This is a genomic window from Pontiella desulfatans (assembly GCF_900890425.1).
GTDB classification, from domain to species: Bacteria; Verrucomicrobiota; Kiritimatiellia; order Kiritimatiellales; family Pontiellaceae; genus Pontiella; species Pontiella desulfatans.
Map to the genome: position 1 here is coordinate 109,941 of NZ_CAAHFG010000005.1, position 14,719 is coordinate 124,659.

Genomic DNA, 14,719 nt, shown 5'->3' on the forward strand with positions numbered 1-14,719 from the left:
ATGTCGTTTGGTAACCTCCACCTGATCGATTGGATCGTGGTAATCATCTATTTTGTGGTCTGTATTATTGTTGGCCTGTTGTTTGTCAAAAAAGCCAGCGGCAGTACCGATGACTACTTTCTTGCCGGCCGGAAGCTTCCTTGGTGGATAGCCGGGACATCTATTGTCGCCACCATGTTTGCCGCGGATACTCCGCTTTTTCATACTGGAAACGTGAGACAATTCGGTCTGGATGCAGGCTGGCTGTTCTTTATACCCGGATTTGGTGTGGTGATGGCTGCGGTGCTGTTTGCGCGGTTGTGGCGCCGGGCGAGGGTAGTGACCGAAGTTGAACTCTTAGAGATGCGGTATTCAGGCAAGGCCGCCACGGTTTTCCGGGGATTTAACGCGGTATACGGCGGGGTCTTCAAGGCGGCCGTAACGCTGGGCTGGGTTACGCTTGCCATGGGCGTTATTCTCGAATCACTGTTCGGTATAGATCGATATATCGGCACCATGATCTTCATGGGCATTGTTTTGGTTTATTCCATCAGCTCCGGTCTTTGGGGGGTGGTTGCCACGGACTTCATTCAGTACATCGTTGCTACATTCGGCACCATCTATCTTGCTTTTGCCGCGGTCAAGGAGTGCGGAGGCCTGGTCGCCATGCGGGAACAGCTGATGGCTGTTCCTGATTGGAGTGGAAGTGCCATGCGCGTCATTCCCGATCCCTCTGCCTGGAATCCGAATTTCAGCTGGATGCTGATTATTGGCTGGCTGTTGATCTACAGTATTGAGCTGTCCACCTCCGGCGGCTTTATGGGGCAGCGCATCTATGCATCGAAGGATGAGAAGAATGCATCGCATTCGCTCCTGTGGTTCGGCTTCTGCTACTACGTACTGAACGGTTGGCCGTGGATCGTGACGGGGCTGGCTTCCATCATTATTCTCGGTGCCACCAACGAAGCCGCCGGACTAGAAAACTATGATGGCACCTATCCGGCGATGATTGTTAAACTGATGCCGGTCGGTATGCTGGGCATTATGGGCGCGGCAATGATTGCCGCCTTCATGTCCACTATTTCCACGATTTTGAACTGGGGTTCATCGCTGATGGTGAACGATTTCTATCGCCGATTTGTCGTGAAAGGCAAGAGCAAGCATCATTATGTCTGGGCATCGCGGGCTTTCTCATTGGGACTCGCCGTATTCGGGGTCTGGTTTGCCTTCCAGTTCGACAGCATCACGCAGATTCTTCTGCGCATGCCGCTGTACCTGATCGGCGGTGTGTTGGTCTTTGTTTTCCGCTGGCTCTGGTCCCGTACCAACATATGGTCCGAGATTGCCGCCATGGTCGGTTCCATTGTTGTCGCGCTCTTTATTGATTTTATTCTGGTGCCGAAACTGCACATCTGGGAGCCGAACGAGGCGATTCCCGACCATAACTGGTTTGTTTACTTCGGCCATAAAATGGTGCTGGTTCTGGTGGCCACGACCGTCATCTGGGTCATTACCACCTTGCTGACCAAGCCGGTGGATGATGAGACGCTGAAGAAATTTTATAAACACACTGTCCCGCCGGGGCCGGGCTGGAAGCGCATCCGGAAGCTCTGTGGAGAGGAAACACCGCAGCCTTCGCCGTTGAGTAAAATCCTGCTGGCCTGGCTGTCGGGGGTTGTCGGTCTCTTTGTCCTGTTGTTTGCAATCGGATACCTGGTCGCATGCCAATGGGTGATGAGCGGGGTGCTGCTGGCTGTGTCCGCAGCCGGGTTTATAGCCTACTTCAAGCTGTACAGCACCTTAACGCACTACGATGACCTTGATCAGCAGGACTACGACGTAAGCTGAGATCATAATTTAGGAGTCCGGCGCGGGTCGGACGAATGGAAAATATAGTTAACCAAAAATCGAGAGATAGATATGAATATAAAAAAAACAGACGGTAAACTGGAGGTCAATGGCGACTGCTACACCTTGACGTATGATGCGGAGCGTCCGCTGCATGTAAACATTATGTACTCTAACGGCATCGGTGCTGAATTCTTCGTGGCGTCCGGTTGTGACCGCGATGACGGAATCGATGAGCTGATCGAATTGAGCGCGCCGACGATCGATGAGTCCGGCGAAACTGCGGTGTTGCAGTTTGTCGGGAAAACCACCCTGTGGGATAAAGTGGAATACAGCTTTGAGCTGGGTACAGAACAGATTGTTTACGGCTACAAAGTCTACGGGCAGGGCAAACTCGAAAACGTTCGCTACTTTGAAGGCTTCCTCAAAGACGATCCCGCGCGCGAAAAATATTTTTATCCTTACTTCTGCGGCCCGGGCCGTCATCTGGCCTACCATCGCCCGGTCAAGGATTTCATGACATCATCAACCCCCAACTTCGATGTGCTTTATACGTTTTGTGTGACCTCCGCTGACAAGCGCGTGTTCGGCTTCTACGAAGATGCAAGCATTCGTGTAGATGGGGATCGCCATTACTTCGGCGGAGACTGGCTCGCAACCCCGGCTCCATTCCTCTTCATGATGGGAAATAAGGAACAGAAGAACTGGGTCACACTCGGCCTTGCTGTGAAAACCGGCGAAGCCGGCTTCATGGGCTATCACTATCGTGGTGGCGAAGGGTTTGGTCTTGAGCTCGATTATTATGGCTACACCGAAGTGAACGGGGAGTGGGAAAGTCCCAAAATCCTGATGATGGAAGCCGGTAAGAACGTTTATGATGCCCTTGATGACCACACGGCATTTTTGGCTGAAAACGGATGCATGGCGAAGAAAGATCGCAGCGAAACTCCGACCTGGTGGAAAAAGCCGATCTTCGGCGGGTGGGGCGAGCAGGTCTATCACTCAAACCGCTGGGATAACTATTTGAGTGGTGATCATGATGACTGGGCAAAAGACAACTGTGATAGGTTCTGCACGCAGGCGGCCTACGAAGAAATGCTCACGACCTTGGAGTCGAAAGGCATTGATCCGACCATCCTCATCATTGATAACCGTTGGTTCCTGAACGAGTCACATCTCGAAGTCGATACGGAACTGTGGCCGGACCTCAAGGGCTTTATTGCCGATCAGCATGCGAAGGACCGCAAGGTCATCCTGTGGGTATCTCCATGGAGCTACTGCAAGTCGGCAAAAGGCTCAGCGCTTCCGGTCGAGGAAAGCATGATGGTTCATGAAGATGAACTTTATTCGCTCGAGTTGGATACAGATGTCTTCTACAAAGCATGCAAGCGTGATGTCAAAAAGGTGACTCGCTATCATCCGCTGCCGGAACCGACCCTTACCGATCCCAACTGGAAGTATGTTGCTGACCCGCAAAACCCGGCATACATTAAACGCATTAAAGACCGCATCAAGTATCTGCTGTCTGAGGACGGGCTGAATGCGGACGGGTTTGAGTTTGACTACACCCATTTCATTCCGCGTTTCCGGGCAACGAAGCCGGTTGGGTGTGAGCATGAGGTCAAGTGGGGCAACGAGGCGCTTCATAACATGATCGAGCTTTATTATTATGGTGCGAAGGAAGCGAAGGAAGATGCATTGGTTATCTCGCATACCTTTAATCCATATTTCAACGATGTGATCGACATGCTGCGCCTGCAGGATATCTACACGGATATGAAAAGCATTGTTCCGCAGATGGATCATCGTGCAAAGATTGCTCAGAAGGTTGCGCCTGCGTGTGAGATTCATACCGATCAGCATCCGATGCCGAGTTTAGAAGCGTGGGAAGAATATGCTCAGTACCAACCGGGAATCGGGAATCCGTGCCTCTACTATGTTACTGGTATGGAAACGACCAAGGAAAAGATCACGGATGAGCAGTGGAAACTGCTGGGCGACGTCTGGAAGAAATACAACGACTCCCTGTAAGGGTTGAGAGCGGCAAAAAGGTGAAGAATATGAGAAAAGTGATTAAATGGTTTGTGCTGCTTCTTGTTGCCCAGAACCTTTTTGCCGCTCCTGCGGTGCTGGAGGCGGGACGGTTTAAGCTGCGCTTCGCCGCAGACGGGAAGCCGGCATCGTTTGCGTTGCCGGATGGAACGGAACTGCTGAATGTAGGCGATCCCGGGCGGGGTTTTTATCTAAAGAATGCCAGTAAAGCAGTCATCGATCTGCCGGTGGTCTGGGTTCGGGATTCGAATCAACTGATCGTTGAATCCGAGAACCGCACCCAGCAGATCATCTTCGATCTGACGGAAGGCGATCAGTATGTGGGGTTGCAGATCAGGCAACTGAAAGGGATTCCGAAGTCCAGCGCGCTGACGCTGCACTTTGAGATGAATGCAGGCGGGAATGTGAAAGCACTCGCGCTCGACTTCATGACCCCGCACCTAGATCATCTGAAGGGTCGGATTCAGGTGGATTGGCCCTTCCTCTATCACCGCTATAAGGACGATCCGCTCGGCGGGTTTGCGCTCTACTGTCCAACGGATAAAACGGATGAAGACGATACCTTGCTGCATATGTGGGGTGAATTGGACCTTCCGCATCCGGCGGTGAATGGCGAGTGGGATTACGCGGCCGCCAAAAAGTGGATGAAACAATGGCTGGCGGAGTTTTCGGATCAAAGCCGCATGATGTTCGAAGCCGAGTCGCTGGAGGACCTGTATGAGGGCTCCAAATACGCCGAGGCCGCCGGGCTGAAGGGGATCTACCTGATGCCGTGGGTATGGCGCGGATCCTATTGGCCGACCGATATGACGAATGACGGGATTAATCTGGATGTATTCCCTGACGGCCGGAAGGATGTGGCGGAATTTTCTGCCTACCTGAAGGAAAGGGGCATGCGGCTGCTCTTTCATTATGTCAGCGGCGGAATCGGCTATAATGACCCCGTCTATATCGGCACCAAACCGGACCGCCGCTTGGCGAGCTGGGGCGGCGGGAAACTTGTGGGGCAGATTGATGCTGCCCAGACCACTATCCAGTTTCGGCCGGATAACGGAGTGGAGCTGCCGTACCGGATTCCCCGCGCCAATGTGCACAATTTTAATGGGCTGCCCCCGGCGATGCATTTTTTCCACAACTTCCAGATGATGCGTATCGGGGACGAGATCATTAAAGTCGGCTCCTTCGAGAATACGGATCAGGAAGTCTGGACGCTGAAGAACTGCGAGCGCGGGAAATTCACGACCCAGGCTGCTGCTCATGTTGAAGGGACTGATGCTTCCGGGCTGATCGATACCTATGACCAGAATTTCCTGCCGGACAATAATTCGACGCTGCTCGATGAAATTGCCGGTAATTTTGCCGGTCTGCTGAATGAATGCGGTGTGATGAACACCGAGTATGACGGCGGTGAGATCCATTGTTATGAAGGGCCGTCGAAATCGATCGGCTGGGGCTATAACAAATTTGCATGCAAGGTATATACCCAACTGGATCATCCGGTCATGGCAGACAGCAGCGCGGAACGCCCGCCGGAATGTAATTTTGAGTATAAGTTCAATGCCGTGAAAAAGCTGGTGGGGCCGATTAAAGGCCATCAATACTATGTGGCGTTGATGCCGGAGCATCCGTCGCGACCGGCCACGACCATGCTGGACGCGAACTTCCAGCTTAGTCAGGTTGCGGCCACCCGCAGCGCCTGCTTCGGGATTAAGACACAGGATCGTGGCGTAAGAATTTCAGATCTCAAGGCGCACGGCCTCGCTGCCGATATCTGCAAGCTGGTTGCGCAGTGGAAAAAGGCCAGTGACCTTATGACGGATGAACAGCGTCAGGCCATCCTCAGGAAAGGCGTTCGCTGGAACGACAATATCTGGCTGGGAGACCGGCATACCGAAGATGACCTGGTGCAGGTTCTGAAAGAAGAGGACCATGCTTTCCTCATTGTTCCGGTTAAGGTGCTGACGCGGAACAATGAACGCGATGTCAAATGGTGTGTCGGCCAGGAGCACGGCAGCATCGCTCCCAAGCAGTTTATCAGGCCGGGCGATGAACTGAAACTGCATAACCCCAATGACGAACAGGAGATGAAGTTTGTCCTGCGCGTGCTTTGGGAAACGGATTATGAGGATGAAGCCAATGTGGCTTTGGCGCCGGCCGCAACGAACCTGCAGGATCTGAATGATACTCAGGCGTCGGATGAGGGTAACGCATTGCGCCTGAAATACCGGAATGACCGGGCGGAAGCGGTCTGGAACGGAGATAAACTTCCGGAGTGGGAGCAGACGGTCGATCTCAGCGCCAACCGCGCCATGGGCCTGTGGGTTGAGGGGGATGGTTCCGGCGCGTTGCTGCTGGTTCAGCTTCCTAAACGCGATTATGTGATTCCCGTTGATTTCAAAGGACGGCGCTACATCGAGATTCCCCATGGGCAGGCCGCCTGGGCGGAAGGATTGTGGGGGTGGCGTATGGCCACCTGGAAGCATGCGGATTACAATAATATTCATAAACTGAACATCGGCTTCGGCAAGGTTCCGGCATCAACGCATGCAGATATTTCTGTTGAGGGAATCAAAGCCCTGCGCGAAAAGGATGCTGAACTCGTTAACCCGGTTATTACCTGTGGAAAAGGCCGGATCAGAATCATGGGTACGATTGCAACCGGTCAGTATCTCGACTACAAGGGCGGCGATACCGCCACGGTCTACGACCGGAACTGGAATAAAGTGGAAGAGCTGAACGTACAAAAACAAAACTATTCCTGCGGGAACGGTCCCGTAACGGTTTCGGTTTCCGCCGACAATGCCGCGCGCCCATGGATGGAGATTCAGTGCACGACCGAAGGCAGCCTCATCCGGGTTCCAAAAAAATAGTTTTGAACGGATTGATACATCAACATTCGGGAAAGGGACCACTATGGCGGGAACCTGTTTGATGAGGATGGTCGTTGTGGCAGGTTTAATTACCGCAGTGGCTTATTCGGAGGGCAAACCACAGGCGACGAATGTGAGGTCGCCCAATGTGGTTATCGTGATTACCGATGACCAGGGCTATGGCGACCTGGCGTGTCATGGAAATCCGTACATCAGTACTCCCCATCTTGACCGGCTGGCCGGACAAAGTGTCCGGCTGGATAATTACCATGTCGACACCACGTGTGCACCGACCCGGGCGGCTCTGCTGACCGGTCGGCACTCCAATCGCGTCGGGGTTTGGCATACCATTCAGGGCCGCAATATGATTCGCCGTCGTGAAATCACCATGGCGGATATTTTTGCGGACAATGGCTATGCGACCGGCCTGTTTGGAAAGTGGCACCTTGGGGATGTTTATCCCTATCGCCCGGAAGACAACGGTTTTCAGCACTGCGTCTACCATCCGGCCGGTGGGGTCGGGCAGGCGCCGGACTACTGGGGTAACGATTACTTCGACGATACCTACATCAAAAACGGAACGTTTACGCGGTTCGAAGGGTTCTGCACCGATGTCTGGTTTGAAGAAGGCATTGAATTTATCGAGGCCAACGCCAAAGCCGATACACCGTTTCTGGCCTATATTGCACCCAACGCACCGCATGGCCCGTTTTACTGCCCGAAGGAATATGCCGACCGGTATACTGGAAAACCCGGTGTGCCGCAGGCTGAGTTCTACGGTATGATTACACACATCGATGACAACATGGCGCGGCTTTTCCAGACATTGGAAACCTGCGGTGTTGCCGATAATACCATCCTCATTTTTACGACGGATAACGGCACGGCCGCCGGAACATGGAATGATGGAGGATTCAATGCCGGCATGCGCGGAACCAAAGGCTCGCAGTATGACGGTGGACACCGTGTTCCCTTTTTCCTGCGCTGGCCCGACGGCGGCCTCAGCACGGAACAACGCATTTCAGATCTTACTGCCCATCTAGACATCCTGCCGACGCTGATCGATCTGTGCGGATTGACCGCTCCGGAAATTCAGTTTGATGGATTCAGTCTTCACGACCTTCTTTATAACGATGGAAACAACAGGCAGGAGCGTTCCATTGTGGTGGAAACACAACGGGTAGTGGATCCCGTCAAGTGGCGCAGTTGCAGCGTCATGACCGAGGACTGGCGGCTGATTGACGGCAAAGAACTCTATGACATGAGAACCGATCCCGGCCAGCAAACTGATGTCAGCGGGGATCATCCTGAAGTTGTTCAACGTCTGCGCGGAGAATATGAACAATTCTGGACCGATGTTTCGAAGGACCACGATCTGACCAGTTACATGCTGATCGGCTCCGATGAGTCTCCGGTTGTTACGTTGTCATCGCATGACTGGCTGGTTGAAGATGTCGCCTGGAATCAACCGCATGTACTGCAGGGTCGCTGTGCCAAGCCGGCGTATTGGGCCATAGAGATCGACCATGACGGTATCTATGAATTTTCGCTGCGGCGTTGGCCGGTTGAAGCTGATAAGGCCATTAATGATCCCAACGGCGGAAAAGGGTTTTCTTTTGATACGGCCCGTTTGTCCATAGGTGCTTTCAACGAGTCGAAATCGATTCCGGAAGGGGCGAAAGAGATCACCTTTCGGGTGCCGCTTAAGAAGGGTGTTGCGAAACTGGCGCCGCTGTTTTCCGGCGGAGGCGAGCAGGTCGCTCCGTATTATGTGTATGTGACGCACAACCCTGTTTCCGGCTGGAAGACCCCGCAGGGCATGGGAATCCCGGTGTATGATCCGGCTTATGGCCGGAGCCCCCCGCAGTTGAAAGATTAACGAGTAGCGCAGGGTAGATGCGGACCACCAATGTGCCGATTTCGGCCCTACTGCGCCGCCTACCTCAAACTGTGGATGTGCAGCTTAGAGCGGTGCGGTAGTATTTCACCATAATTTTAGCAGTATATTTGTATTTGGAGAGGGTATCAGAAGATGTGTAAGCGCGTGATGGGATTATTAGCGACTGTCGGAGTACTGTTGGGTTCGGCTTGTGCTGAGAGCAGTAAGATGGACTGGTGGCAGCAGGATAAATTCGGGATGTTTATTCACTGGGGACCCTCCAGTGTAGCTGGGGTGGAGATCAGCTGGGCGCGTGAAAGCCACCCCTTTGATCATCTGGGCGAATTGAATAATGTGCCGGATGAGGTCTACGATGCACTTCATAAAGAATTTAACCCTGTTGAATTTGATGCTGACGAAATTGTGCGTACGGCTAAAGAAGCGGGGATGAAATACCTGGTTTTTACCGCCAAGCATCATGACGGCTTTTCCATGTGGCCGACAGAATTGTCTGGTTACAACATTATGAACACGCCTTATAAGCGCGATATTTGCAGGGAATTTGCAGCGGCCTGTCGTAAATATGGCTTGAAGCTAGGTTGGTATTATTCCACTCGGGACTGGTACCATCCGGATTACCTGGTCGATGACAACAGCAAGTATAACGATTTTTACCATGGGCAAATCCGTGAACTGCTGACGAACTACGGCGAGGTTTCTGTGCTTTGGTTTGATCATGTGGCCGGTGCCTGGAATGATTACCGCTTCAAGGAGCTGTTCGACATGATTTATGAGCTTCAGCCCGGAATTATTGTCAATGATCGCGCAGCCAAGTTTGTGCACGGGCATCTGGCCGGAACACCGGACCCGGAACTCGTTGAGTTGACTAAAGGTGATTTTCATACGCCGGAAGGTAAGGTCGGTGTTTTTCATAAAGATTTCCCCTGGGAAACCTGTATGCCGATGTCCAAGGGGCCGGATGGGCATGGTGGCTGGTCCTACCGACCGGAAGCAATTACGGCGAGTTTTGACAAATGTGCCGAGATGCTGGCGGCCTGTGTGACCGGCTGTGGCAACATGCTGCTGAACATCGGGCCGATGGCTGACGGCTCACTTCGTACGTCTGAATTCGAGAACCTCAAAGAATTCAAGCCCTGGATCGAAACGTATGGTGAAAGCATCTATGGAACTGAAGGTGGGCCCTTTATCAGTGGTCAGTGGGGCGGTTCCTGCATGAAAGACGATACGCTTTACCTACATATTTTCCGATGGGAGAATGGCACTCTGGAGCTTCCCGCTCTGCCGCGCACCGTTCTGACATGTGAAGAACTGGGTGGCGAGACCATTACTTTTCTGCAGTCCGATGATTCCCTCTCTCTTCGCATCAAAGACGGAAAAAAACGGAGCCTGCACAGCGTGGTTAAGTTGCAATTGGAACCCGGGTTGGAGCTTGCTCTGATGCCCGTTGAGGGTCGCGCTCCGCGCAAGCAGCATGGATCGCTTGTCGATCCATTAGCCAGCAACAAGAAATCAGGTGAGTGAATCTCCACGCTTTGGTGGTTTGGCTTACCTGATGAATGAACGCTGAGGGATTAAACACGGCCCCGCCCCTTTTATTCATGATGACTGGAGAACTTGGGGTAGATCTACACGAACCGACACTGGTTGCAGCCTAAAGATCCATCGTCGTCTGCATCGCATTCTGTTTAGTAATTCGAATCGTCACAGGGGGGTTCTTTTGTTTTCGATTCGATGGATAGGGGGGCGTGATTTTCCTGATAACTATTCTTCAGGGTCCATTGGCAGGATGCCGGATTGGTACGCTTTGGAGATGGCGGCGGGGGCATTGATGACGTTCAGTTTTTCATAAATGTTTCGGACATGGGTGGCCACGGTGCCGTAGGTGATGTCGAGTTTGTCGCCGATTTCTTTTTTAACAAACCCTTCACCCAGCAGGGTCAGGATTTCGAGTTCCCTCGGAGAAAGTTCCCGTTCCGGCCGCTCCTTGATGGGTTTGGCCTTCAGCGCTTTCATGATGTGGGTGGCAACGCCGGCATCCAGCGGGGCGTCCCCGTCCATTACATCGCGAATCCCTTGTTTGATCTGCTTAATGGTGGATGACTTGAGGATATACCCTGAAGCACCCTGCCTGATGGCGGTAACGACATCAGCTTCTTTATCGGACTGGGTCAGGATGATGACTTTTGCATCGGGAATGGATCTTCTGAAAAAGGGGAGTGCCTCCAGGCCCGACATGGCCGGCAGGTTCAGGTCAAGGAGGACGATGTCCGGTTCAATCCGCAAATCCCGATCCTGCAGGCTGTTCAGGGCCACCTCGGCGGCTCCGTATTTTCCGGTGAGTTCCATGCCGGCGGTTTTGTTAATGGCCATTTCAATGACTTCCCGGTAGTCGGGGTTGTCTTCCACCAGCATGATACGCATTGCTCTTTTCATACTAACCTCTGAACTTCTTAAGTTGAAAACGTCGAATGTGCAGGTTCAGGGTGATGCAAGATCCCCCTGCTGCGGGATGTTCGACAGAAATTTGCGCTCCGAGCAGTTTGGCCCGGCGTTTTAGTGAAGAAGGTATATTAGCGCCATCGGGCTTCGTTATTCCTCGACCGTTGTCTTCAACCGACAATATTACGTGTGGCGGTTTGGCGATCAGACGGGTGTATACGTGGGTGGCATTTGCATGCTTGTGTGCATTCACCAGGCATTCTTTGTAAAAGAGAAACAGGTCATTCTGTTTACGGGGCGGAATATGGGCCAGGTATTCCTGTCCCTCGATGGATATTTCGTGATCCAGGTTAGCCAGAATACGGGTGGCGGCACGCTGCATATCGTTCTCGAGGCCCGTGAACAGCCCCTTGGCTTCCTGCATGTTGATGATATGCCGCACAGCTGAACCGGTGCGCTCCGTGACACTACGGATGCGTTGAAGAAAAAGTGTCAGATCTTCCGGTTCCTCGCGGGCTTCATCGGCCATATCACTCAGCAGGCCGATGGTGTGGAGGTTGGCGCCGAGTTCGTCGTGGAGATCGGCGGCAAACCGCTCTTTCAGTCTTGTCAACTGGTGCATGTGGATCATCCGTTCAACGAGGACGGCAATAATGATCCCGGCCACCAACAATACTGCCAGCCAGCTCATGATACGAAGATGAGTTTTTTGACGCGCATACCGCCTGTTCAGTTCCTGAATGATTAATGGACGTTCGTTTTCCAGTTTATGACGGCGGGCGAGTTCGTTCATCCACTGGCGGGTCGGCAGGATGTCTCCGTAAAGGTTCCGGCCATCGGTCAGTGTTCTGAAAGAACGCGTGGCATTACCCAGCTGGAAGCTGGCGCCCACCGGTTGGCCGAGCGCAACGTTACGGCCTTCGGAGAACAGTTCGACTTCCGCAAAGCCGATGCGGGAGCCTGATTCGGTAAGGCTCGTGTAGATATAGGGTTCAACGGCACTGAGCCGAATATACCTGCAGCTGGACGCCGGGAACCGGCGTGTGATGATGGGGCCGATGTCAAAAATGGAACGCGTATGAAATTCTAACAGGATTCGGGGATCTGAAAAATCTTCCCGAGTAGAGCCCTCCAAGATGAGCCGGGTAGGAATACCGAAGTTGGATGGGGTGGACTGGGGAACCGTGTCGCTCAAATCGACTGCATGAAGATGGATACGGTTGACGGGATAGGTGTCGCCGAGATCAAAGGTCAAGGAAGGATGGTCGCCTATGCCGGTACGACTTACCATCGCGATACTCTGCTCACCCGATGCCGCATCCATGAGGTAGGGGACGAAGCCGTCTACAAGATAGTTTTTGTGCCGTGCACTGCCTTCTTCCGCATCCGGATGGGGTGTATGAACGGTTTGGTGAAGCGCGACATTTTCCTCTCCGGAAAAAACCATGATTTCGGCCAGTTCCAGATCAAAAGCCCCGTCGAATGCGCGCGGCGAGAGACGGGTGGCTTCCAGGCGTATCCAGGATGCGGTTACGGAGCAGGGAATCAGCAGCGGGGCAATCCGCGGAAGGATTTGATCGGCGCTACTGTATTCTGCAATCACGTTGGTGGTCTGGTCGGTTCCGGCGAGGATTCGAAACTTTTCGGGAAAACCATCGGCTTTGAAGCCCCTTTTGGTATCCCTCCAAATGACCGGCACCAATATGACCTGGTCAATCGGAGTTTCCCCCGCCAGATCAATCTGAACCCATTCCGGATTTTCTGCTGTATCATGGCTGTAGGAACGATACCCGATAGAACCGATTCCCGTTCGCATACTGTAGTGTGCCAGCTGTTGCAGCTCTGTATCGATCTTGTAGAGTTTATCCTCAAGTTGAGTAAGCGATAATTCTTTGAAAATATGGCCAGGGGTATTGGCGAACGCCATCGTGATGAACACGGCGGCTGCCAGCAGGGTAAGGTACTTCTTTAATCCTGGTTTTGATTTGCTCATAGTTTTTGGGAATCTGTCCTACAGTGGCCGTTTGATCACGTTTGGTTTCAAGTACATTGGATGAAAATCGGTAAAATGTCATCTACCAAACTGTGGATGGGAATGTGGGGGTATTTAAGTAGCGTATAGGTACCTCGGGGAACAGGAATAGGTATAATGTGCGTTCTCCGGGGTGCCGATAACTTCAAAAGGATGTATGGATGAGCAAGGGAAAGACTTTTTTGACAAAACATGCCAAATCCAGTGCGGCGCTCGTCAGCCTGGGCATTCATGCCGTCTTGGTTATTGTGGCACTTTCCTTTGTCGCGGTTACCGTAATTACCAAGAGCGATAATAAATTTGAAGCTAAACCGGTCAAGCGGCCCAAAATGCAGCTGAAAAAACTGCAGGTGCCGGTGAATATTAAAAAGAAAAAGATGCAGAAGCCCAGGCTTCGGAAACGTATCGTCGTTCAGCCGAAAGTAGCCTCGATGCCGGACATCAAGATGCCGGAGATTACCGGGGTCAAAGGCGGAATGGGCTCCGCAGGTGCCGGTGGGCTGGGCGGGGCGGGAAGTCTTGGGTTCACTATGCCCGAGGTCGAACTGTTTGGCATTAAAGGTAAGGGGGAGAAAGTATTCATCATTCTGGATTCAACGCCATGGATGATGTACGACGAACTGGGCGGTATTCCGGCCTACACCCTCATTAAAGAGGAGCTGGTGCGGATTCTGGGCGAATTAAAGCCGACTGTGCTGTTTAATGTCGCCGTATATGGACAGGGATCCGGCACACACGTTCTCTTTCCGGGGCTGGCTCCTGCAAATGCCGCAAATATCGCAAAGGTTGATGAATGGCTGAAGCCGCTCAATGCCGTGGCGGCCGGCGGTTATGGCACCCACACGCTGGGAGCGGGGAGCGATAGGTTGGAAGAGAACCTTGCGGTCGAGCCGCTGGCGAACCTGAATCATTGGAGCGAACCATTGATGTATGCCATGAAACACCGGGCGGACACCGTATTCCTGCTTTCGAACGGATGGGGTCATATTTTCACCGAAAAAGCCCCGGCCGAGGCCTGGAGTGCATCAAAAATGGCCAAATACAAAGAAATTGAGAAAAAGGCTATGGAAAAGCTGGCCGAAGAAAACAAGGAACGGAAAGCGAATGGTCAGCCGGAGCGCGTGCTGGTTGGCGGATCGGTTATCAATACATATTTTCCGGGAACGGAACATCCTCCACAAGCCGAACTCTATTGGTATACACCCAAAGAAATTGCCCAGTCCTGTGTCAACCTGCGCAAGGTGAACAGCACCGATTTGCCGAAGAAAAGCGGGTTGAGTTCTCGAAACAGGAAGATACGTGATTTATTTGCATTTAACGTGATTCAGTTTGTTCCTGAGTCCGGGGGACAGGAGGAAGCCCGGTTCAAGGAGCTCAGCGGGATGCTCGACGGCGAATACCGTTCCCTGCCGGGTTTGAAAGCGATTGAGAGTTATTTGAAGACTGAATCCGGAAAATCCACAAAATAAGAAATCTGTACGACCTCTACCGAACTGTGGATACACACGCTCGTATTTTCCGTTACCTTAATGAGCGTCGTGAAATGGGCGGATTCAATTTTGTTTAGGATGAGATAGAAGAGCAATTTTTACAGGAGTT

General features: G+C 52.6%; 8 protein-coding genes. 6 read left to right on the forward strand and 2 right to left on the reverse strand.

Annotated elements, in window-relative coordinates; genetic code table 11:
* From E9954_RS30890 to E9954_RS30910, 5 genes are all read left to right on the forward strand, one after another.
* Entirely contained in the window at positions 1 to 1,827 is a 1,827-nt protein-coding gene (locus E9954_RS30890) for a sodium:solute symporter family protein (protein ID WP_136083171.1), read from the forward strand.
* A gap of 72 nt (positions 1,828 to 1,899) precedes the next feature.
* Positions 1,900 to 3,858: a TIM-barrel domain-containing protein gene (locus E9954_RS30895; protein WP_136083172.1), complete on the forward strand. Its 1,959-nt coding sequence runs from the start codon at positions 1,900 to 1,902 to the stop codon at positions 3,856 to 3,858.
* Between the two features lie 29 nt (positions 3,859 to 3,887).
* Complete coding sequence (locus E9954_RS30900; RefSeq protein WP_136083173.1) at positions 3,888 to 6,749, forward strand: hypothetical protein; 2,862 nt, start codon at positions 3,888 to 3,890, stop codon at positions 6,747 to 6,749.
* A gap of 67 nt (positions 6,750 to 6,816) precedes the next feature.
* Positions 6,817 to 8,628, forward strand: a complete 1,812-nt coding sequence (locus E9954_RS30905; protein ID WP_407947784.1) for an arylsulfatase — start codon at positions 6,817 to 6,819, stop codon at positions 8,626 to 8,628.
* A 228-nt stretch (positions 8,629 to 8,856) separates the two neighbouring features.
* The gene (locus tag E9954_RS30910) at positions 8,857 to 10,170 is read left to right on the forward strand and encodes an alpha-L-fucosidase (protein WP_168442716.1); all 1,314 of its coding nucleotides are present in this window, start codon (positions 8,857 to 8,859) and stop codon (positions 10,168 to 10,170) included.
* Between the two features lie 240 nt (positions 10,171 to 10,410).
* Here E9954_RS30910 and E9954_RS30915 read toward each other — a convergent pair whose 3' ends face one another.
* Together E9954_RS30915 and E9954_RS30920 are read right to left on the reverse strand one after the other, a co-directional pair.
* Positions 10,411 to 11,082: a response regulator gene (locus E9954_RS30915; protein ID WP_136083176.1), complete on the reverse strand. Its 672-nt coding sequence runs from the start codon at positions 11,080 to 11,082 to the stop codon at positions 10,411 to 10,413.
* Between the two features lies 1 nt (position 11,083).
* On the reverse strand, positions 11,084 to 13,081 hold the full coding sequence (locus E9954_RS30920; protein ID WP_136083177.1) for a histidine kinase: 1,998 nt from the start codon (positions 13,079 to 13,081) through the stop codon (positions 11,084 to 11,086).
* A gap of 200 nt (positions 13,082 to 13,281) precedes the next feature.
* Here E9954_RS30920 and E9954_RS30925 point away from each other — a divergent pair, with 200 nt between their 5' ends.
* Positions 13,282 to 14,589, forward strand: a complete 1,308-nt coding sequence (locus tag E9954_RS30925; RefSeq protein WP_136083178.1) for a vWA domain-containing protein — start codon at positions 13,282 to 13,284, stop codon at positions 14,587 to 14,589.
* The last annotated feature ends 130 nt before the right edge of the window (positions 14,590 to 14,719 follow it).